The organism is Flavobacterium sp. ALJ2 (genome assembly GCF_015594725.1).
Classification (GTDB): Bacteria; Bacteroidota; Bacteroidia; order Flavobacteriales; family Flavobacteriaceae; genus Flavobacterium.
Genome location: NZ_JADNRC010000008.1, coordinates 142,351 through 163,036, shown reverse-complemented (window position 1 = coordinate 163,036; position 20,686 = coordinate 142,351). Strand labels below are relative to the sequence as shown.

At 31.5% G+C, this 20,686-nt stretch carries 23 protein-coding genes and 1 tRNA gene; 18 read left to right on the top strand and 6 right to left on the bottom strand.

Annotated features, from left to right (window positions below):
* The first annotated feature begins 83 nt into the window (after positions 1-83).
* The 18 genes from mscL to IUY40_RS11220 all read left to right on the top strand — a co-directional run bounded on the left by mscL (position 84) and on the right by IUY40_RS11220 (position 12,381).
* Positions 84-458 (top strand): large conductance mechanosensitive channel protein MscL, encoded by a 375-nt coding sequence (gene mscL / locus IUY40_RS11305; protein WP_195736975.1) that lies wholly within the window; start codon positions 84-86, stop codon positions 456-458.
* A gap of 164 nt (positions 459-622) precedes the next feature.
* A complete protein-coding gene (locus IUY40_RS11300; protein WP_195736974.1) occupies positions 623-1,612 on the top strand; it encodes an aspartate-semialdehyde dehydrogenase in 990 nt (329 codons plus the stop codon).
* A 121-nt stretch (positions 1,613-1,733) separates the two neighbouring features.
* Positions 1,734-2,243 (top strand): SMI1/KNR4 family protein, encoded by a 510-nt coding sequence (locus IUY40_RS11295; RefSeq protein WP_195736973.1) that lies wholly within the window; start codon positions 1,734-1,736, stop codon positions 2,241-2,243.
* A 25-nt stretch (positions 2,244-2,268) separates the two neighbouring features.
* Positions 2,269-2,733: a DUF4265 domain-containing protein gene (locus IUY40_RS11290; protein ID WP_195736972.1), complete on the top strand. Its 465-nt coding sequence runs from the start codon at positions 2,269-2,271 to the stop codon at positions 2,731-2,733.
* Positions 2,734-2,798: 65 nt separating this feature from the next.
* On the top strand, positions 2,799-3,326 hold the full coding sequence (locus tag IUY40_RS11285) for a GNAT family N-acetyltransferase (protein ID WP_195736971.1): 528 nt from the start codon (positions 2,799-2,801) through the stop codon (positions 3,324-3,326).
* Positions 3,327-3,428: 102 nt separating this feature from the next.
* Positions 3,429-3,812, top strand: a complete 384-nt coding sequence (locus tag IUY40_RS11280; RefSeq protein ID WP_195736970.1) for a DUF1801 domain-containing protein — start codon at positions 3,429-3,431, stop codon at positions 3,810-3,812.
* Positions 3,813-3,827: 15 nt separating this feature from the next.
* Entirely contained in the window at positions 3,828-4,226 is a 399-nt protein-coding gene (locus IUY40_RS11275; RefSeq protein WP_195736969.1) for a tautomerase family protein, read from the top strand.
* 15 nt (positions 4,227-4,241) lie between these two features.
* Positions 4,242-4,751 (top strand): hypothetical protein, encoded by a 510-nt coding sequence (locus IUY40_RS11270; RefSeq protein ID WP_195736968.1) that lies wholly within the window; start codon positions 4,242-4,244, stop codon positions 4,749-4,751.
* A gap of 21 nt (positions 4,752-4,772) precedes the next feature.
* On the top strand, positions 4,773-5,141 hold the full coding sequence (locus IUY40_RS11265) for a glyoxalase superfamily protein (protein ID WP_195737030.1): 369 nt from the start codon (positions 4,773-4,775) through the stop codon (positions 5,139-5,141).
* A gap of 171 nt (positions 5,142-5,312) precedes the next feature.
* A complete protein-coding gene (locus tag IUY40_RS11260) occupies positions 5,313-6,101 on the top strand; it encodes a PhzF family phenazine biosynthesis protein (RefSeq protein WP_195736967.1) in 789 nt (262 codons plus the stop codon).
* Between the two features lie 15 nt (positions 6,102-6,116).
* Complete coding sequence (locus tag IUY40_RS11255) at positions 6,117-6,647, top strand: N-acetyltransferase (protein WP_195736966.1); 531 nt, start codon at positions 6,117-6,119, stop codon at positions 6,645-6,647.
* 23 nt (positions 6,648-6,670) lie between these two features.
* Positions 6,671-7,024 carry a hypothetical protein gene (locus IUY40_RS11250; protein ID WP_195736965.1) on the top strand — a complete coding sequence of 118 codons (354 nt, stop codon included), beginning with the start codon at positions 6,671-6,673 and terminating at the stop codon, positions 7,022-7,024.
* Positions 7,025-7,131: 107 nt separating this feature from the next.
* Complete coding sequence (locus IUY40_RS11245; protein WP_229335509.1) at positions 7,132-7,923, top strand: arylamine N-acetyltransferase; 792 nt, start codon at positions 7,132-7,134, stop codon at positions 7,921-7,923.
* A gap of 249 nt (positions 7,924-8,172) precedes the next feature.
* Positions 8,173-9,000: a helix-turn-helix domain-containing protein gene (locus IUY40_RS11240; RefSeq protein ID WP_195736964.1), complete on the top strand. Its 828-nt coding sequence runs from the start codon at positions 8,173-8,175 to the stop codon at positions 8,998-9,000.
* Between the two features lie 135 nt (positions 9,001-9,135).
* Positions 9,136-10,101, top strand: coding sequence for a nitrilase family protein (locus IUY40_RS11235; RefSeq protein WP_195736963.1), 966 nt, complete (start codon positions 9,136-9,138; stop codon positions 10,099-10,101).
* A gap of 372 nt (positions 10,102-10,473) precedes the next feature.
* Positions 10,474-10,980, top strand: coding sequence for a GNAT family N-acetyltransferase (locus IUY40_RS11230; protein WP_195736962.1), 507 nt, complete (start codon positions 10,474-10,476; stop codon positions 10,978-10,980).
* A 220-nt stretch (positions 10,981-11,200) separates the two neighbouring features.
* Positions 11,201-11,821, top strand: a complete 621-nt coding sequence (locus IUY40_RS11225; RefSeq protein WP_195736961.1) for a hypothetical protein — start codon at positions 11,201-11,203, stop codon at positions 11,819-11,821.
* A gap of 176 nt (positions 11,822-11,997) precedes the next feature.
* On the top strand, positions 11,998-12,381 hold the full coding sequence (locus IUY40_RS11220) for a helix-turn-helix transcriptional regulator (RefSeq protein WP_195736960.1): 384 nt from the start codon (positions 11,998-12,000) through the stop codon (positions 12,379-12,381).
* 91 nt (positions 12,382-12,472) lie between these two features.
* On the opposite strand, the gene IUY40_RS11215 is transcribed toward IUY40_RS11220, so the two are convergent.
* The 6 genes from IUY40_RS11215 to IUY40_RS11190 all read right to left on the bottom strand — a co-directional run bounded on the left by IUY40_RS11215 (position 12,473) and on the right by IUY40_RS11190 (position 20,647).
* The gene (locus IUY40_RS11215) at positions 12,473-14,101 is read right to left on the bottom strand and encodes a type I restriction-modification system subunit M (protein WP_195736959.1); all 1,629 of its coding nucleotides are present in this window, start codon (positions 14,099-14,101) and stop codon (positions 12,473-12,475) included.
* A 9-nt stretch (positions 14,102-14,110) separates the two neighbouring features.
* A complete protein-coding gene (locus tag IUY40_RS11210; protein WP_195736958.1) occupies positions 14,111-15,184 on the bottom strand; it encodes an AAA family ATPase in 1,074 nt (357 codons plus the stop codon).
* Positions 15,185-15,187: 3 nt separating this feature from the next.
* A complete protein-coding gene (locus IUY40_RS11205) occupies positions 15,188-16,492 on the bottom strand; it encodes a restriction endonuclease subunit S (RefSeq protein ID WP_195736957.1) in 1,305 nt (434 codons plus the stop codon).
* On the bottom strand, positions 16,485-19,463 hold the full coding sequence (locus IUY40_RS11200; protein ID WP_195736956.1) for a type I restriction endonuclease subunit R: 2,979 nt from the start codon (positions 19,461-19,463) through the stop codon (positions 16,485-16,487). Before IUY40_RS11200 ends, IUY40_RS11205 begins: the two co-directional genes overlap by 8 nt.
* Positions 19,464-19,629: 166 nt before the next feature.
* Positions 19,630-19,714, bottom strand: a tRNA-Ser gene (locus tag IUY40_RS11195).
* A gap of 60 nt (positions 19,715-19,774) precedes the next feature.
* Positions 19,775-20,647 carry a LysR substrate-binding domain-containing protein gene (locus tag IUY40_RS11190; RefSeq protein WP_195736955.1) on the bottom strand — a complete coding sequence of 291 codons (873 nt, stop codon included), beginning with the start codon at positions 20,645-20,647 and terminating at the stop codon, positions 19,775-19,777.
* Positions 20,648-20,686 lie beyond the last annotated feature (39 nt).

Here is a 20,686-nt window from a genome sequence, read left to right as displayed (position 1 = left end):
ATTTTAGTTCATAATTAATTAAAATATGCGAAATATTACTTATTTTCGAGTGAAAAAAAATTTTAAACTAAATAATATCAATTATGGGAATGCTATCTGAATTTAAGGAATTTGCAATGAAGGGCAACGTGGTAGATTTGGCTGTCGGTGTCATAATTGGAGCTGCTTTTGGTAAAATTGTGAGCTCGTTTATAGAAAATGTTATTACACCATTACTATTAAAACCTGCATTGGATGCTGCACATTTATCTACAATCGAAGAATTAACTGCTTTTGGAGGTGTAAAATATGGTTTATTTATCTCGGCAGTAATTAACTTTATTATTGTGGCTTTTGTACTATTTATGATAATCAAAGGGATTAATCATGCTAAGAAAAAAGACGTTGCTCCGCCTGCGCCTGCTGGACCAACGCAAGAAGAATTACTTACGCAAATTAGAGATTTGTTAAAGAAATAATCCGCTACACTATTGTCTAATTAAACCGTTCAAAATCTGAACGGTTTTTCTTTTTTGTTACAAATGTAACTTTTTGTTATTTTTTGTGAACCCGCTTGTTTTCAACTTCATTATACCTATTTTTGCACTTCAAATAACAAACATTCACAATAAAAAATATAAAAATGAGAATAGCGATTGTAGGCGCTACCGGTATGGTTGGCGAAGTAATGCTAAAAGTGTTGGCAGAAAGAAATTTCCCTGTTACAGAATTAATTTTGGTTGCATCTGAGAAATCAGTTGGTAAACAAATCGAATATAAAGGAACAAATTATACGGTAGTTGGATTGCAAACAGCAGTTGACATGAAAGCTGATATTGCAGTTTTCTCAGCTGGCGGAGAAACTTCATTAGAATGGGCCCCAAAATTTGCAGCTGCAGGAACAACTGTTATCGACAACTCGTCGGCTTGGAGAATGGATCCTACAAAAAAATTAATCGTTCCTGAAATCAATGCTTCTACTTTAACAAAAGAAGATAAAATTATAGCAAACCCAAACTGTTCAACCATTCAAATGGTTTTAACATTGGCTCCATTGCACAAAAAATATAATATTAAAAGAATTGTTGTTTCTACTTACCAATCGATCACAGGAACTGGTGTAAAAGCAGTAAAACAATTAGAAAATGAATACGCTGGCGTAAAAGGCGAAATGGTTTATAAATATCCGATTCACAGAAATGCTATTCCACATTGCGATAGTTTTGAAGAAAATGGATATACCAAAGAAGAAATGAAACTGGTTCGTGAAACACAAAAAATTCTTGGCGACAACACTATCGCTGTAACGGCAACTGCGGTTCGTGTTCCTGTTGTTGGCGGTCATAGTGAAGCTGTAAACGTTGAGTTTACAAATGATTTTGATGTAAATGAAGTACGTGAGATTTTACATCATACTGACGGTATTGTTGTTCAGGATAACCTTGACACATTTACCTACCCCATGCCTCTTTATGCAGAAGGAAAAAATGATGTATTTGTAGGCCGTATTCGTCGTGACGAAAGCCAGCCAAATACTTTAAATATGTGGATTGTTGCCGATAACCTAAGAAAAGGTGCTGCAACAAATACAATTCAGATTGCAGAATATCTTGTTGCTGCAAAATTGGTATAATACACACAATTATATTAGATAAAAACCGTAATCGCAAAATTGTGATTGCGGTTTTTTCGTTTAAAAACTTTATTCTCAACAATAAAAAAGCCATATCTTAGCTATTAAAAACTCAGAACGCATGAACTTCGATAACTATAAAATAATCCCGAATTACAACACCCACAGAACCGACTTGTTTCTTGCTGATGATGAAGACATTCAGGCTTGCGAACAAACTTTAAACATCACTTTTGACAACAATTATAAAGAATATGTTGTAACGTACGGAAGCGGAATTCTAGGCGGAACTTACGTAAGAATCTATCTTCCGGAAACTATAGTACTCACTGTTGATCAATGGAAAAAAAGAATAAACGAATATTGGTTTTGGGATGAGGGAGCTGCTGTTCTAACAAAAGAGCAGGTTTTAGACTCTGTAAGGATTGGAGATACTTTTGACGGTGACGAAATTATTCTCTATAAAAACGAGTATTACATTTTACCAAGAAATAGCGAAATGATATACAAAGCAGGTAAAACACTCGAAGAAACTATAAATTGGTTATGTAATTCTGGAATTTTAACTGAAGCATTTTCCGAAAGAGAATTCGAACCTTTTGACCCAAGCGAATGGGGAGATAAATTATAATAAAAAACGATAGCATTTAAATAAAATGGCAGAAGAACAAGACAAATATGTCAAAATCCTTTTTAGATTTTTTAGCAATATTCTTAATGAATCGGCTGTAGAAACTTTATGGGCAACAACAATAAACGCTGAAAATGGATTGTATAAATTGGATAATATTCCATTTTACGCACCTGTTTCTTGTGAAGATGTAGTTTTTGCAGAATTCGACGAAACGGAACAAAAATTAGTTTACAAACAAACAATAGAGCATTCAGGAAATTCTACAATTCAAGTTATTGTATTAGATAAAAATGTGCCAATAAATGATTTACGTGAAGTATTTAATGAGCTTGGCTGTGAATCTGAAAAATTCAATAAGGACTATTTTGTACTACAAATTCCAGCAACTTTAAAATACGAACCTATCCGACAAAAATTAATCGAGTTAGAAGAGAACAAGATTATAAATTATGCTGAACCTGATTTATCAGATAATCATTGGTATTAGATGTTGTAAAATGTGAAATGTAAAAAACTTAATTCACTAATAAAATATAGAATAATTAGTCATCGATGGAAACGATACAAATTAAAAAAGTTACGATAATAGATATTGAAAAACTGCAAAATATCGGAAGGCAGACGTTTCTAGAAACTTTTTCGAAGCCAAATACTGAGGAAAATATGAACCATTATTTGTCTACCAGTTTTGCCTTTGATAAACTAAAAAAGGAAATTGAAAATCCAGATTCCGAATTCTTCTTTGCAATATTAAATGATGTCGTTATTGGATATTTAAAAACAAATTTAGGAGATGCACAAACAGAATTAAAGGATAATAATGCCTTAGAGATAGAACGTATCTATGTTTCAAAAGAATTTTTAGGTAAAAAGGTCGGACAACTTTTATATGACAAAGCGTTACAAATTGCAAAACAAGAAAAAGTTGGTTATTTATGGCTTGGCGTTTGGGAACAAAACCACAGAGCATTGGCTTTTTACAAGAAAAATGGTTTTGTAGAATTTGACAAACACATTTTTAAATTAGGAAATGACCCGCAAACAGATATAATGATGAAGCTGACCTTAAATTGTCTATAGAGGAACGCGGATTAAACAGATTTTCCATTTATTATTTTTAAAAATCCGCATTCCTTTCGCAAAGAGTTAGATAGACTATTTACATTATTAATAAATAAAAAAATGAATTTAGAACTTGATAATTTTTACCTAAAACAAGAAGAACCCAACAAAGGTTGTTTACTTGCATTACGAGATATTATTCTTTCGCAAGATTCTGATATCACTCATACACTAAAATATGGCATGCCTTTCTTTTGTTACAAAGGAAAGATGTTTTGCTATTTGTGGGTTCATAAAACAAATAACAAACCCTACCTTGGAATCGTCGAAGGAAAACACTTTGATAATCCTGAGTTAATAACTGAAAAACGATCTCGAATGAAAATTATGTTTTTTGATGCAAATGAAGATTTACCAATTGACACCATCAAAGCAATTATAAAAAAAGCAATTGGTCTTTACAAAAGTGGAGAAATCAAAATAGTAAAAAAAGGAAAACAGTAACACTAAAAATCAATTATGCCATTTGTTAGAATAAGTTTGCCGAAAAAATTATCTCAAGAAACCAAAGAAAACATTTCGATTTCGATACACGAATCTTTAATTCAGGAATTCAACATTCCGGAAGATGATTATTTCCATGTAATTGAAGAGCTGGAAGTTACACAAATTAAATTTCCGAAAAGTTATCTTGGTATTACCCATTCAGAAAATATTATTTATGTACAAATAACTGCTGGACAAGGAAGAACAAAAGAGCAAAAAGCAAAACTATATACTCAGATTGCAACTAGAGTTTCGAGTACAACCGAAATCCTAAAAAATGACATTATCATAATGCTACTGGAGAATAATGGCAGCGAAAATTGGTCGTTTGGAAACGGAGAAATTCAGGAACCAAAACATTTAAAACAATAAGTAATAAACAACAAAATGGACAATTACCTAAGACAATTAATCTCAATCGAATTTGAAGACAGAAAAGAAATCTTTACTGGTTTTCTTATTGATTATACCGACGATTGGATTTTAATCAAAAACAATCCCGTTGACTTTATAATAGATGGTTATGTGATTATAAAAAATAAAAACATAAAGTCAATTACACGAGATAGCGATAATGCATTTACAGAAAGTGTAATTAGACTAAAAGGATTAAAAACCAATTCAGATGAAATAATTCCGCTAAGAGATTTATCTTCTATACTTACCTTTATAACAAACAAATATGAAATTTTCCAGATTGCAAAAAAATCGGAAAAAGCTGTTTATCTTGGTAAATTGATAAAACTGGACGATGAAGAATTGGTTATCGATTTTCTGGAAACAAGAGGAAAATTTGGTGGTGAACTAAGCTTTAATCCTAACAAAATAAGAGTAATCGAATTTGATACTGATTATATCAATTCATTAAAGCTTCTTGTTAATGAAGGAAAAAAATAATTCATTTAAACCTTAAACAAAATCAATCATGCAATTATAAGACCTATTTTTAGAATTTTTGATTATAAAAAAGCTGTTGAGTTTTATGTTGACTGGCTTGGTTTTAAAATCCTTGACGAACATACTTTTGAAGAGAATTCGCCATTGTATATTCGGATTTTACTCGATGATGTAGAAATTCATTTGTGTGAACATCACGGAGATTGTTCGCCAGGAGCAAAAATAATTATTGAGAATTTTATTGGTTTAAAAGACTATCACCAAAAACTGATTCAGAAAAACGACAAGTACAACAACCCAGGAATTGAAAAAGCTTTCTGGAATGAAAAAATCTACTGTGTAGAAGTTATTGACCCATTTGGCGACAAAATAATATTTACTGGAGAATAATTTCACCACATAGAAACATAGTTTTTTGATGTATTCTGAAGTCGTTTCACTCTTACATTAAAACACAATAGGGTAACTATGAGAAAAAGCATAGCTTTCTTATTTATCTCTTTTTAGAAAATCCATTCTATGTTTCTATGTGTTAAATAAAAAACACAAAACTAACTTACAATGAAATTAAACTTATATCAAATAGACGCATTCACAGATAAAATCTTCGGAGGAAATCCTGCTTGCGTTGTTCCATTAGAAAGTTGGTTGCCTGATGAAATCCTTTTAAAAATTGCACAAGAAAATGCCGTTCCCGAAACTGCTTTTTATGTTGTTACCGATAAAAGAGTCCACTTGCGCTGGTTTACTCCTGAAATAGAAATGGATTTATGTGGTCATGCAACTTTGGCTACTGCACACACTTTAAAATCGATTCTTAATTATCCCGAAAATACCATCGTATTTGATACTTTAAGCGGTGAACTAATTGTAACTATTGATAAGGATGTATATACTTTAGATTTTCCGTCTAGAAAACCTGTTCCAACGGAACTTCCTGAGATCATCAGAGATTCATTAAACATTCAGCCTAAAACTGTTTTAAAATCGAGAGATTACGTTTTAATCTACGAAACCGAACAGCAAATCAAAGACATCGTAATCGACAGACAAACATTTGATAAATTAAACCTTGACCCTGGTGGAGTTATAGTAACTGCAAAAGGAACTCATTGCGACTTTGTTTCACGATTTTTTACCTCGCAAGCTTCTATTCTGGAAGATCCCGTTACTGGTTCAGCCCATTGCTCGTTAATTCCTTATTGGAGCGAACAACTTGGTAAAAAAGAAATGCATGCCAAACAACTATCAGAACGTGAAGGCACATTATATTGTGTCGATAATGGCGAAAGAGTTTTAATAAGCGGAAAAGCAAAAACATATTCTACAGGAACATTTTGGATAGAATAAAACATTTAAACAATCATGGAAATTACCATACGTCAAGAAAATAAAAATGATTACGCAAAAGTTTTCGAAATCATAGAAGAAGCATTTAAAGATGCAGAATACAGCGACCATAAAGAACAATTTCTGGTTGAAAAACTAAGAAACTCGGATGCTTTTATCCCAGAATTATCACTTGTTGCCGAAATTGACAATGAAATAGTTGGACATATTTTGCTAACCAAATTACAAATCGAAAATAAAGACCAAACATTTGATTCACTTGCTTTGGCTCCCGTTTCGGTAAAACCAGCATTTCAAAAAAAAGGAATTGGTGCAAAACTGATTCTCGAAAGTCATGCTATCGCAAAAAAACTAGGTTACAAATCGATAATTCTTTTGGGTCATGAAAACTATTATCCTAGATTTCGATACGAACTTACTAGCAAATACAATATCGAAATGCCGTTTGATGTTCCTGCAGAAAACTGTATGGTAATTTCGTTAACCGAAAATGGATTAGATGGTGTAAGCGGAAAAGTAAAATATCCAGCAGCATTCATGGAGTAAAATAGTAGCTAAATAGAACTAGAATGGATTTAGATAAACTGAAGATAAGCATTCCATACGAGCAACCGATTGAAATCATAATCGAATTTCCAATTGATATTCTCTCTGAATATAATGGACCTTCTGATCTTGATGTTACTTGGGATGACAACATAATGTACTTTATCAATGATTCTTTAATCAACAACGGAATTCACATCAAACAATCACAGTTAGAAATGGGAGAGCTTACTCTTTCATATTCGCTAGTAGTTATTGCAAAACCTCCAATACTAGATTTAAGTTGTATTGTTGATCGCCTGATAAAAGAAAATTTTCAAAAAGGATTATCTATTAAACAGAACACAAAATACAACAATTCAATGAAATTGTTTTAACCGTATAAGAAATATAAGTAACCATAATTAATCAACATAACTTTAAATGAGCTTATATTTCTTATGTGGTTGGCTTTTTGGTTATAATTTTAATTAATTCAGATAGAATGAAAAAACAAGCAAAATCAAGCCCGATAGTTTCAGACAATTTTGTTTTACAAGATTATCTGGACAGAATTCATTTTGTTGGCGATATTAAATCAAATATCAAAAGCATTGGTAAATTAATGCAATGTCAGTTGTTCTCCATTCCTTTTGAAGACTTAGATGTTCAGGCAGGAAAAACCATTTCATTAGCAGGAGACGATATTGTTGATAAACTCATTACTCATAAACGTGGCGGATATTGTTATGAACTTAATGGTTTGTTTGCTCTAGTGCTCCAAAAAATGGATATTCCGTATCGTTTTGTGGCTGCACGCCCTTTGGTAAATCCTGGCGAAAACCCTAAAACACATATGGCAATTATTGTAACTGTTGAAGAGGAAGAATATTTGATCGATTTAGGCTTTGGCGGCAATGGAATAAGAGAGCCACTAAAACTAAATGATACTACAGCTGTACAACAAGGCACTGAAACATTTGCTATAACAACAGCAGAAAACGGAGATTATCTATTGCAAACTTTATTGAGTGATGAATGGAAAAACCTTTATTCTTTTGATTTATCACATCAGGAATGGATTGATTTTAAACCGGCTAATTATTATAACTCAACACATCCAGATTCTTTTTTTACCCAAAATCTTGTCGTTGTTTTACAAAATCCATTGGGTAAAAAGATACTTTTTAAAAACTCATTTAAATCTATAGAAAACGGAAAAGCTCAAAGTTATACTTTCGAACCAGAAAAACTAAACGCTATTTTGGCGACTGAGTTTAATTTGAAGAAGTCATAGTAATCAATACCAATCAGAATTTACCATTTCTAATCTCAACGAAAACGGGTTAGGTTTTCCTCTATAAATATTCGTTTAGATTTAGCACATAGAACGCAAAAAAGAAATATTTCTATACATAGCAAGCTATATGTGTTTTGAATAAGTAAAACACATTCTTAGAGGGTGCAAGATCTATATTACAATATGTTAAAATTAATTACGCCCACCGGCTTTTAGCTAATTTTGTATTTCATAATTACTAAAACCATGCAAGTTTTGCCTCCAAAGGAATTATCCCCTTATATCAAACACTATCTTTTTTTAGAAAATAAAGGTAATGCTACTCAGAAACTCCGTTTGTTTTCTGATGGTAATACTGGTGTTGTGTTCTCTTTGAAAAGTAAACTTATTTCTGGCTTCAGTAATTATGAGGCACAAAATTACTTGCCAAGTTCCTTTTTGTACGGACAACTAAATGGTTTTAAAGACATTTATTCGGGTAGCGAAATGTCTATTGTTATTGTGGTTTTTCAACCCAACGGAATCAACCAATTATTAGGAATCATCAGTAGCGAACTCCGTGATACGATAATCACTATCGATGATATATTTGGTTTGGAAGGAATTGAACTTCAGGAAAAATTATCCGAACAAGCTACTATTCAGGAAAGATTGAAGCTTTTAAATCATTTTTTTAAAACGCTTGAAGCGAAAAAGCCAATGTCAAACCAATTGATTGCTGCAGCTTCATTAGATTTTATTATCAAAACCAAAGGACAGTTTTCGCTCAAACAATTAGTTGATTATACGGGTTATACCGAAAGGCATATCGAAAGAAAATTCACAGAATGCGTTGGATTAAATCCAAAGAAATTTGGGAATATTGTGAAGATTCATGGCTTTTTAAAATTACTCAAGAATAAATCGCAAGATACCAATCTTACCACGATTTCTTATGACGCAGGATTTTCGGATCAATCCCATCTTATACGAGAATTTAAAAAACATACCGGAATGACTCCCAGAGAATATTTGTATAATGCAGGAAAACTAACCAATAACTTTATAGAAACTGTTCCTGCTAAAAATCCATAGACCACTTTGCGTAAACCTTTGCGCCCTTTGCTGTTAATTTTTTTTCCATAGATTTCACAGATTAAAATGTCGGTTTTATACAATTTACGACTAATCATGAGCGCTATTTTTGTCTAAAATTAATAGTGTACAATTATGAAAAATCTAAAAATAGCCACAGCTCAGTTTGAGAATAAAAGCAGCGATAAAAACTATAATTTATCTGTAATCGAGAAACTTTCACAAAAAGCATCCAGCGAAGGTTGTGATGTAATTGCATTTCATGAATGCGCTGTAACCGGATATACATTTGCAAGGCATTTATCAAAAGAACAAATGCTAAATCTAGCAGAAGTTATTCCGAACGGAGAAAGCGTCTTAAAACTTACCGAAATAGCCAAAAAGAACAACATAGTTATATTGGCAGGACTTTTTGAAAAAGATGACAATGATAATTTATTCAAAGCCTATGTATGCGTAGATAAAAATGGTTTGGTTGCCAAATACCGAAAACTGCATCCGTTTATAAATCCTTATCTAACACCTGGAGATCGTTATTGCATTTTTGAAATCAAAGGTTGGAAATGCGGAATCTTAATTTGCTACGACAACAACATTATCGAAAACGTACGTGCGACTACACTTTTGGGTGCTGACATTATTTTTATGCCTCACGTAACCATGTGCACCCCTTCTACCCGACCTGGCGCTGGTTTTGTATCATCTCAGCTTTGGCAGAATCGTGAAGCCGACCCAACTTCGTTACGATTGGAATTTGACGGAATGAAAGGGCGTGACTGGTTAATGAAATGGTTGCCTGCAAGAGCGTATGACAATGCTATTTATGCTGTTTTCTCTAATCCAATTGGTATGGACGATGACCAGTTAAAAAATGGTTGCTCTATGATTATTGATCCTTTTGGAGATGTAATTGCCGAATGCCGTTCTTTTGATGACTCTTTTGCAACAGCAATAATTACTCCCGAAAAACGCATTCAAGCTGGAGGAAATCGTTACATAAAAGCTAGAAGACCAGAATTATACCGAGATATTATCGGGCAAGAACATAAATCGGAACAAAATGTAGTTTGGTTAGATACGGATGAAAAAAAACATAACTAAGTCATTAGGTATAATTATTTCAACACATAGACACATAGTTTAACAAAGCCTAAAAAAGACGCTTCACTTAAAATAAATCACATAAGGCTATGCGAAAAAAATATATTTTTCTTGAATCATCTTTGATTATCAATTCTGTGAATCTATCCCGATATGTATGGGAACTATGTCTCTATGTGTTAAATATCATTTTTACAAATTGCAACCAACTACTTGAAACTAATCTTTACAGCCACAAAAGAGTTGTCCCCCACAACAACATAAATCTTCTGTTAAAATAAAAAAATGGGCTTGACGACCAAATTTCAGCTGTTTTCCGAAAGAAAAATTTATCTTTGAGGAATTGATTAATCTACAGAATAAAACACTACAATGGAATTTTTTAAAACTACAAATGAAGATATTGGTGCCGTTTTCGATATCTATAATGAAGCTACATCGTATCAAAAAACAGTTAATAACAAAAGCTGGAGAGGTTTTGAAAAAGCATTAATAGAAAAAGAAATCGCCGAAGACCGCCATTTTATAATCAAAGACGAAGGGGAAGTTGCCTGTACATTTGTGCTTACTTTTAATGATTTGATTATCTGGAAAGAAGCGAGTGCAGATCCTGCAGTATATCTTCATCGTATTGCTACAAACCCAAAATTCAGAGGTCGTTCTTATGTTACAAAAATCATAGAATGGGTGAAAGTATATGCCAAAGAAAACGGTAAAGAATACATAAGACTAGACACTCATAGCGGAAACGAAAGAATAAACAAATACTATATGAGTTGTGGCTTTGACTATAAAGGCGTTAGCGTTATCGAGTGGACAAACGAATTACCAGAACATTACAAAGAAGGTTCTTTTAGCTTGTTTGAGATTAAGCTATAATCCTTTTGAATGCGATTATTTTTAACACATAGAAACATAGTTTACAAAGTCTAAAAAAAGACGTTTCACTCAAAATAGATCACATAGTGCTATGCGAAAAAATTATAATTTCTAGAAATATCTTAAATCATAATTTTAAATCTATGTTTCTATGTGTTAAATACCATTTTTCCGAATTACACTCAACTAATTAAAATTTTAAATTATATCGTTTCAGATTATGAATACACATAAAGATTTTAAAGTTGGGCAATGGGTTAAATCCTATGCAAAAGGGATTCATCGAATTGAGAAATTTGTTCCTATTGAGTTTGAAGAATATCATTCGTTTGTTGGTGCAATCCCAAAAGATAAGATTGGAACTCTGGATGAGCCTTTGGTAATACTCAAACGTCTTTTTAATTCAAAATTAAAAAAACAAGTTGGAACCGACTTTTGCTCAAGTACCTTTTTGAAACCAATATCTGCAGAAGAAAAAACTAATATTGAGGAACAATTAAAGCTAAATCCAAAATTCATAACAGATCTTGACAAGTATAGCATTTCAAAATTTGAATCGAGATATGGATTAAACATCCATATTTCTGAAGAAACAAAATCGATTCTTCCGGAGCTTGCTTCGTTTATAAGACAAGAAGGTAAAACGTTTACAGAAATTTTTGAATGGTTAGACAATAAAAACTGTAAAGACCTTTTGGACAACAGAAGTACTTTAGGTAATAACACCCCATCACATTATCTGCAATTTATAAATTGGAGCTACGAAACGAGAGATAACAAACTCCTGTTTACAGATTTACTAGCATTTACTCCTAACTTTGAAAAAATTGATTTAGGATAGACTTCTATGTTATAATATAAACAAAAATACTGCATTTAAAAATTGATGGATTGTGTTTTAATTAATCATCTGAAAAACTGTATTTTTGCATACATAATGAAAACCGTATCTTACAAAAACAAGCCTGTTTTGACTAAAATATATTTTCCTTTAAGAATTTTAAATATCTTTGATATATGAGCACAGCAATAAAACCAAAACATATTGGCAGAAATATTAGCCGAATTAGAGAACTTAAAGGCATGAAACAAGAAGCGTTGGCTTTTGCAATTGGCTTAACTCAACAATCTGTTTCTAATATTGAAGCAAGCGAAAATGTTGATGAAGAAAAACTTATTGAAGTTGCAAAAGCTCTTGGAGTATCTGTTGAAGCAATTAAAAATTTTACAGAAGAAAATGTGATTAATTATTTCAATAACATTTATGATAATGGAGTTTTTAATACTGGTAATTATTGCAATTTTAATCCTTTAGATAAAGTTGTCGAACTTTACGAACGCTTAGTTCAGGCTGAAAAAGATAAAAACGAATATTTGGAGAAATTATTAAAAGGGAAATAAAGCCTTTTATATTTATAACAAAAAAGAGATCTGAAAGTTTCAAATCTCTTTTTTGTATTTATAGACATTCTAAATGACTATTGAGAATTCTTTAAATCCTTGGCAAACCTAACTCGTCTAAAAATTTATTATGTTCATTTGTAAATTTTTCAATCTCTAAATCTATAGCTTTCGATTTTTTATTGACTTCTACTAAATCAATTTTTTCTTCTGCAACAGTAGTATTTACATAACGAGAAATATTTAAATTGTATCCCTGATTTGCAATTTCTTCCATTGATACTCTTCTTGAATATCTTGGTAGTTCGTTTCTGTATTTGTAAGTATCAATAATTTTTTTGAAATGCGCTTCGCTTAATGTATTTTGTCTTTTACCTTTTTCAAAATGTTCGCTGGCATTGATAAAAAGAACATCATCTTCTTTTTTACATTTTTTAAGAACTATAATACAAACCGGAATTCCAGTAGAATAAAACAAATTAGAAGGCAAACCAATAACGGTATCGATATTGTTATCTTTCAACAATTTGGTTCTAATTCTCTCTTCTGCCCCGCCACGGAATAATACACCGTGAGGTAAAATAATTGCCATTGTTCCGTTTTGGCTTAAGAAATGAAAACCGTGCAGTAAAAAAGCAAAATCAGCTGCAGATTTTGGGGCTAAACCATAACTTTTAAAACGAAAATCTTCAGCCATTGCTTCGTTAGGCTCCCAACGCAAACTAAATGGCGGATTGGCTACAATAGCATCAAACTCGATTTTTTTTGCAGGATTCATTTCGTTTAATTCATCCCATTGATTGAGTAAAGTATCGCCATGAAATATTTCAAACTCGGTATCTTTCATGCCGTGTAATAGCATGTTCATACGAGCTAAATTGTACGTTGTAATGTTTTTTTCCTGACCGTATATTTTTCCAACACTTCCTCCGTTGTCTTTAATGCGTTTTCTAACATTAAGCAATAAAGAACCTGAACCGCTTGCAAAATCCAATACCCTTTCCAGTTTATTCTTTGGTCCTGTTGTTGGATCCTGACTATCTAGAGTTACAATTTCAGAAAGTATAGAAGATATTTGTTGTGGCGTATAAAATTCTCCTGCTTTTTTTCCAGAACCAGCTGCAAACTGGCCAATTAAATACTCATAAGCATCTCCTAAAGTATCAGAATCAGTACTAAAATCTTTGATTCCTTCTGAAATTTTTTGAATAATAACACAAAGTTTATCATTTCTATCTTTATGCGTTTTTCCTAATTTTTCAGAATTCAAATTAATCTCAGAGAACAAACCTTGAAATGCATTTCCAAATGATTGATTTTCTATATAATCAAATCCTTTATTTAATGTTTCCAACAAATCATCACTATGAGTGCGAGCCATTTCTGTTATATTACTCCACAAATATTTTGGTTCAATAACGTAATGAATTTTTTTACGCATTTGTTTTTCAAAAAACTCAACATCTGTTGAGTTTTCTGTGTACCAAATCTCTAAAGGTGTACTAACCTTTAACTTAGACATAACATCTTTAGGAGTATTATCAGGATAATCTCTGCCTAATTCTTTTTTTGCAGATTCTTCATAATTAGCAGATAAATATCTCAGAAAAAGAAACGACAGCATATAATCACGAAAATCATCGGCATTCATTGCACCTCGTAAGTTGTCTGCAATATCCCAAAGGGTTTTACCTAATTGTTGTTGTTCTTTTTTTGTCATTTTTTTTGATTAAAATTTGAAATTGTATTTAATTAAGAGTTTATCAAATACTTCACTAAATACTTTTACCTGCTCTTCGTTCATCTCGCTTATTTGAGGAGTAAAAACTCTTGTGTGCGATAATGAATTAATCATCAATATTGTATCTTCAGGTTTTTCTACTTTTATTTCCTGCAATAATAATGTTATTTGACTTGTACCTATAAATGAAGTAATATTCTCTAATAATTGACGTAAAAGAACAAAATGAAAAGTGTATAATTCTCCTGAATTTTTCGCTTCTGACAATACTTGCAAAAGATGTAAATGAAAAAGAAATACTTCCTTATTAAAAGGCTTTAATTCTAATTCGTTTTTTTGCTTTTTAAGCATAAAAAACTTTGAATTCTTTTTGTATTTATCGCTTTTTTCTCCTTTACTTAATCTATCAAATAATATAGAAAACAATCCTATATGGTGGGTCGTAACAATTATTTGCTTTTTTGGAAATGTATCATCTATTAACTTCGTTATAGATTCTGCAGTCAAAAAGATATTATGATCATCCATACTCGAAACAGGATCATCAATGAAGAAATGAGCATCTTGTCCACCAGTCCATGAGTCTGTTTCAAATAAAGCAACAAAAAAACACCAGATAAAAATTCTTTCTTCGCCTCTTGATATTTTTATAGGATTGTTATTTTCATCATCTAAATAAAAAGTTACCGAATGAATACCTTTTTCTCTATCTGCATCCTCATAAAGATTTAAATTGAATTTATATCTTGGATGATATAATGCTAGTGTTTCTTCTAATATTTCTGTGTCCAGTAATAATGAATGAAATTGATTTAATGAACTTAATACAACATCTAGTTTTATGTTTGCATTATCATGTTCTTCATCATTATCCCAAACAAATAAATCCTCACTAAAGGCATTATAGTAAACTCCAGTATGACTCCCATCATCAGGATTTTTGGTTATATTTTTATATTCAACTGATAATCGTGTTTTTCCCGTTGCATTAAAAGCATAAACAAGAATAATTTTCTCTTTTGCAACTTTTAATTCTTGAGCTATTTCTTTTAATGTACTCATACTTTAATTTTTTACTTTAGGAAATAGCCCTTGCATTAACCCTTTTTTATGCAGTTTTAAATTTTCAATTTTATTTGCTTGCTCTGAGATTAATTCATCTAAAGAAGAAAATGTAACAGCTACTTTTTGTTGTTCCTCGAATGTTGGAGGAAAGTTTAATTCAATCGCCGAAAATGTGGATTTATTTATAATTGGCACTGCGTGATTTCCTGCCAAATCAGCTATTTTAGAAGCATGGTGTTCTAAAACTGAATAGAGAAAATCGTCTGAATAATTTTCAAAGCATGTTAAAGAATTTATTTGTTGGTTTGTAGCACATTCAACCTTTGTCTGTACTATTTTTCCAATTGTTGAACCAATACAAACAAACAAAACACTATTTTCTTTTATTTTTCGTGTTCTTGAAAATCCTAAATCGCTTAATCTAGTCCTAGTTTGTGTTAAATATCTATATTCATTAATATCAGCAGGAGATACAAATAATTTCCCACCATTGTAATATTGAGTTTCGTTTGTACTAGGAGTATTTCCAGTAACGATATCAGCAACTTTCTCTAAACTCTTTTTTTCCCAATTTCCATCTTTTTCAAACTTCTTAAATCTTAACTTAGGCACTTTTTCACCTTCTTGAGGAAAAAGATTTTGCATTAATCCTTTTTTGTAGGTTTTTAAAGTTTCTAATTTATCTATATGAGCTGTTATTAATTCATCTAATGAAGCAAAACAATCAACTATTTTTTTTTGTTCAATAGGACTTTTAGGATAGTAAATATTAATCTTGGAAATTCTTGTTGCAGATATACTTAGTACTTTTGTTCCTTGAGCTTCTTTTTGGATTTGTTTTCTTATGAATTCTGATTTAAATAAATAACCTCCAAATCCTATTATTAATTTCTGTTCGATTTGTCTCGCTAACAATGTATGCAATCCAGATAATAATTTTTCATCATTTAAATTTATTATTTCTATACTTTTTCCAACATCTTGAATATCTTCTGATGCATCAGCAAAAACTATATCTCCTTCTTCGCAATAATTATCTTGGTTAATTCGATCAATTGATATATTAGAATTGATATATGGAACTCTTTCTTTTTGAATGTCAAATAAGGTAGAGAACTTAGTATGTATATCTCCATAGTGGATATTTTTAACCAATCCATCTTTATAATTTAAATTTTCTCTTGAAAATGAATTTGTTATTAGAAAACGATAGGTTTTATTTAAAGGTTCAGATATCCATTCCTCTTTATTTACAAACTCAGAAAAACGCAATTCAGGAATTAATTTATGTGTTTTATTATTCATAAGCCGTAAGTCCAGATATTTCTTGCCCTTGGGCTTGTTTTTTAAGTAGAGGTATTAAATCGGTCATAAGAGCTTGTTCTTTTACACTTCGCTCTTTCCAGTTCAGTTCTAAAGGTTCTAACAAATCGGTTAATTTTTCACCATCAAAAATCAATCGACTCATAATATTTTCAACAAATATTTTTAAATCGATTGTCTGTAAACCGTGTGAAAATGCAATTTTGGCTAAGGCTTTATCATTTTTTGCAGCTTTAAAAGCTTGGTATCCTTTACGTAGTTTTTCTACATCTTGTCCAATGTTCCAATCTAAACTATTGATATAATCGGTTAAATCTTCCTGTTCTTCCATTAAATTGGCAGTAGAAGTTAACAAACTAATAATTTCCTGCTTCGTCATTTTTTGTTTAGACGGTTTCATCTGCAAGTTATCAGCTACCAAATTCATGATATAATCATAGTCAATGACCGCAGAAGCAAACAAAACAAATTCAAAATCCAATTGCTGTACATCAACTGGAGCATTATTACCTTCTTTATCCTGTATTGCTTTATATTGTCTGGCTGTTTCTAAATACGAACTTCTAAACGACTGCAAACGATCTGTTGGTAAAATGCTTTCTATTGCTTCTTTTTGTGTTTCGTTTAAATCAGTATATTGATCTAATTGTGTCTTTAGTTTCTGTACTTCTTTAAAGTTCCTTACAAAAGCAATTTTAGCGCTATCGCCTCTCAAATTATAAACTTCAGAAGGCTCACATACTAAATTATTTTCTTCCATAAAATATCCCAAAGCTTCTACAGCTTTTTTATACTCTTCTATAACCACAGGAGCAGGATCAACCATCCAGATTTTAATGGCTTTATCGTTGTTTTCTCCTGAAAATAATGTAATTGCATTGTTTACTTGTTCTTTCTGTGAACGGAAATCTAAAATGTTACCATACGGTTTTGTATCATTCAATATACGATTGGTACGCGAAAAAGCCTGAATTAAACCATGGTACTTTAAGTTTTTATCTACGTATAAAGTATTCAAAAATTTAGAATCAAAACCTGTAAGTAGCATATCTACTACAATAGTGATGTCTATTCTTTCTTTGCGTGGAAGTGCCCACTTTTGGTCTTTGATACGTTTTTGTACATCCTGATAATAACCGTCAAATTCGTTAATGCTATGATTTGTTCTAAACTGTTTGTTGTAATCGTCAATAATTTCAATCAATGCTTGTTTCTTCTCTTCTGGATTTACTTGATTATCAAACTTCTCTTGCTGTAAATCTTCTTGCAATTGTTTGATATCATCCGCATTTTTTTGGTCTCCTTCTTTAGCTATTAATTGAGCAGGCGGAGAGAAAACACAAGCAATATTTAGAGGAATATAATCTTCATCCGTTTCTTTCTTTTTTTGCTGGGTTTGCTTAAATAAACGATAATATTCAATAGCATTATTTATAGAAGCCGTTGCCAAAACCGCATTAAATTTTCTGTGATTTGTTGCAGCATCGTGTTTTTCTAAAATAGCATCAACTATTGCTTGCTGTGCAATCACTTCACCCGGTTTTGGTTTTATATCTCCCTGGCCTTTAAAATAATCAATATGAAAACGCAATACATTTTTGTCTTCAATTGCATGTGTTATGGTATAAGCGTGCAACTCTTTTTCAAAAATAGATTCGGTTGTTTTATAAGTTGCTTCTTCACCTTCTCGTACAGTATAATTTGAATTTTCTTCAAAAATAGGTGTTCCTGTAAATCCAAACAATTGAGAATTTGGGAAAAACTCTTTTATTGCTCTATGGTTCTCCCCAAATTGAGAGCGATGGCATTCGTCAAAAATAAATACCATTCGCCTGTCTTTCAGATATTCTAATCGTTCTTTGTAATTTTTAGTATCATCAAGAGCTAAACCTAATTTTTGAATAGTTGTAACAATTACTTTATCTGAATAATCAAAAGATAATAAACGTCTAACCAAGCTTTCTGTATTAGTATTTTCTTCAACACTTCCTTCTTGAAATTTATTGAACTCTTCTCTTGTTTGTCTATCTAAATCTTTTCTGTCTACAACAAATAAACACTTATCAATTTCAGGATTTTCTTTCAAAAGTGTTGACGCTTTAAAAGAAGTTAAAGTTTTACCACTTCCTGTAGTGTGCCAAATATATCCGTTTCCACGATTCTGATTGATACAATCGACAATCGCTTTCACCGCATAGATTTGATAAGGGCGCATCACTAAAAGCTTTTGTTCACTTTCAACCAATACCATATATTTACTAATCATTTCGCCCAAAGTGCATTTAGACAAAAATTTATCAGCAAATAAATCTAAGTTATTGATTTTGTAGTTTTTCTCATCAGCTAATTTATAAACAGGTAAAAACTGTTCATCAGCATTAAACTGAAAATGTTGGTTTTTGTTATTCGCAAAATAATAGGTATTAGATTGGTTGCTTACTATAAACAACTGCATAAAACACATTAACGAATTTGTATAGCCATTACCTGCGTCATTTTTATAATCAACAATTTGTTGCATTGCCTGTCTTGGAGATATGCTTATCCCTTTTAACTCAATTTGAACAACTGGCAAACCATTAATCAAAATAACGACATCGTAACGATGGTTACTATTTTCAGTATTTATTCTTAACTGGTTAATTACCTCAAATTCATTTTTGCACCAATCTTTTATATTTACCAAAGTATAGTGCAAAGGCGTTCCGTCTTCACGCTGAAAATAATTCTTTTCACGTAAAGTTTTTGAAGCTAAAAAAACATCCTGAGTAATAATTTCGTCACGCAAACGAGCAAATTCAGAGTTACTTAAATTTACTCTGTTAAGTGCTTCAAACTTATCTCTAAAGTTTTTTTCAAGAGAATGTCTATCGCATATCTCTGGGCGATAAGTATATTTTAAATCTTTCAGCTTATTAACTAAGCTTTCTTCAATTTGTTTTTCTTTTGTCATTTAATAAAAAAATGAGTCCTTATAAACTTATTATTCAAAAGTAGTTAAATATTTTTTTAACCCATAAGATAACGATAAGGATTAAAGCAATTAATTGCAGTAAAAAACCCAATCTTACATTTCTGAGTGTAAAATTGGGCACAAGCATTAAAAACCAATGGTTTTGCAGAGAGGATGGGATTCGAACCCACGATATGTTGCCATATACACGCTTTCCAAGCGTGCGCCTTCAGCCACTCGGCCACCTCTCTATTATAGGATTGCAAATAACATGAAAAAAACTGAGTTATTAAAATAAAATCAACTAATCCTTACATACTTTTTTTAAATTCTTCTACAAACAGTTTTACTGCCTTTTTTTGATATGCTCCTCCTATAGTAAGCATAAACGAATCTCTCTTTGTTGCCACTCCCGTTATCTGGATTGCTTTAAGGTTATCCCAGCCTTTTAGTGCTTTTTCTGTAACTACAGTCGCCCAATGGCCACCTTCAACCAATCGAAATAAGGCATGAATTGCATTTAGCTCTATAGCAACTCGAGGTTTCATATTATTCTTTATAAACAATTCATCCAAAAACTCTCTGGAATTAAACCCTCTTGCAGGTAAAATAAGCGGTAGCTTTTCTATTTCTTTAAAAGCAATTGTATCTAAACTTGCGAGCTCATGCGATTTAGCAACAGCCATAACTAAATCAGAAGTAAACAAAGGGACTTTATGAAATGGCTCTTCTATTTCATATGAAGAAATTAATAAAACCAAATCTAACTCATTATTCAATAATTTTTTTTGCATGGGTTCTGTAGTCCCATATTCAACCACAATTTTTAAATTCGGGTAAGTTCTCGCAAATAAATTGACAATTGGCAAAACCAAAAGACCAAAAATATAAGTAACCCCAATTCGGAGTTCACCACCAATCATCTCATTCAAATCATCAATAGCTTGCTTCCCGTTCTGAACGTTTTCTATTACTTGTTTGGCATGGATCAAAAAAACCGACCCTGCTTCAGTGAGTTGGACTTTCTTACCAATCCTAACAAACAAAGGCATTCCGAGTTCTTCTTCTAATTTTTTTATTTGCTGTGACAATCCCGATTGGGTTACAAAACACAACTCAGCAGCTTTTGTAAAATGAAGTATTTCTGCTGTTTTAATAAAATATTGCAATTGATAGATTTCCATAGTGATAAGTTTTACTACTCATTATCAGTAAAATTATTA

Excerpts from the sequence above, each read along its gene's own strand:
- IUY40_RS11205 (WP_195736957.1), bottom strand. The coding sequence starts at position 16,492 with ATGAATAATAAAACACATAAATTAATTCCTGAATTGCGTTTTTCTGAG.
- IUY40_RS11200 (WP_195736956.1), bottom strand. The coding sequence starts at position 19,463 with ATGACAAAAGAAAAACAAATTGAAGAAAGCTTAGTTAATAAGCTGAAA.
- IUY40_RS11190 (WP_195736955.1), bottom strand. The coding sequence starts at position 20,647 with ATGGAAATCTATCAATTGCAATATTTTATTAAAACAGCAGAAATACTT.
- IUY40_RS11210 (WP_195736958.1), bottom strand. The coding sequence starts at position 15,184 with ATGAGTACATTAAAAGAAATAGCTCAAGAATTAAAAGTTGCAAAAGAG.
- mscL (WP_195736975.1), top strand. The coding sequence starts at position 84 with ATGGGAATGCTATCTGAATTTAAGGAATTTGCAATGAAGGGCAACGTG.
- IUY40_RS11255 (WP_195736966.1), top strand. The coding sequence starts at position 6,117 with ATGGAAATTACCATACGTCAAGAAAATAAAAATGATTACGCAAAAGTT.
- IUY40_RS11235 (WP_195736963.1), top strand. The coding sequence starts at position 9,136 with ATGAAAAATCTAAAAATAGCCACAGCTCAGTTTGAGAATAAAAGCAGC.
- IUY40_RS11245 (WP_229335509.1), top strand. The coding sequence starts at position 7,132 with ATGAAAAAACAAGCAAAATCAAGCCCGATAGTTTCAGACAATTTTGTT.
- IUY40_RS11270 (WP_195736968.1), top strand. The coding sequence starts at position 4,242 with ATGGACAATTACCTAAGACAATTAATCTCAATCGAATTTGAAGACAGA.
- IUY40_RS11280 (WP_195736970.1), top strand. The coding sequence starts at position 3,429 with ATGAATTTAGAACTTGATAATTTTTACCTAAAACAAGAAGAACCCAAC.
- IUY40_RS11290 (WP_195736972.1), top strand. The coding sequence starts at position 2,269 with ATGGCAGAAGAACAAGACAAATATGTCAAAATCCTTTTTAGATTTTTT.
- IUY40_RS11240 (WP_195736964.1), top strand. The coding sequence starts at position 8,173 with ATGCAAGTTTTGCCTCCAAAGGAATTATCCCCTTATATCAAACACTAT.
- IUY40_RS11225 (WP_195736961.1), top strand. The coding sequence starts at position 11,201 with ATGAATACACATAAAGATTTTAAAGTTGGGCAATGGGTTAAATCCTAT.
- IUY40_RS11260 (WP_195736967.1), top strand. The coding sequence starts at position 5,313 with ATGAAATTAAACTTATATCAAATAGACGCATTCACAGATAAAATCTTC.
- IUY40_RS11285 (WP_195736971.1), top strand. The coding sequence starts at position 2,799 with ATGGAAACGATACAAATTAAAAAAGTTACGATAATAGATATTGAAAAA.
- IUY40_RS11300 (WP_195736974.1), top strand. The coding sequence starts at position 623 with ATGAGAATAGCGATTGTAGGCGCTACCGGTATGGTTGGCGAAGTAATG.
- IUY40_RS11215 (WP_195736959.1), bottom strand. The coding sequence starts at position 14,101 with ATGACAAAAAAAGAACAACAACAATTAGGTAAAACCCTTTGGGATATT.
- IUY40_RS11230 (WP_195736962.1), top strand. The coding sequence starts at position 10,474 with ATGGAATTTTTTAAAACTACAAATGAAGATATTGGTGCCGTTTTCGAT.
- IUY40_RS11220 (WP_195736960.1), top strand. The coding sequence starts at position 11,998 with ATGAGCACAGCAATAAAACCAAAACATATTGGCAGAAATATTAGCCGA.
- IUY40_RS11295 (WP_195736973.1), top strand. The coding sequence starts at position 1,734 with ATGAACTTCGATAACTATAAAATAATCCCGAATTACAACACCCACAGA.
- IUY40_RS11275 (WP_195736969.1), top strand. The coding sequence starts at position 3,828 with ATGCCATTTGTTAGAATAAGTTTGCCGAAAAAATTATCTCAAGAAACC.
- IUY40_RS11250 (WP_195736965.1), top strand. The coding sequence starts at position 6,671 with ATGGATTTAGATAAACTGAAGATAAGCATTCCATACGAGCAACCGATT.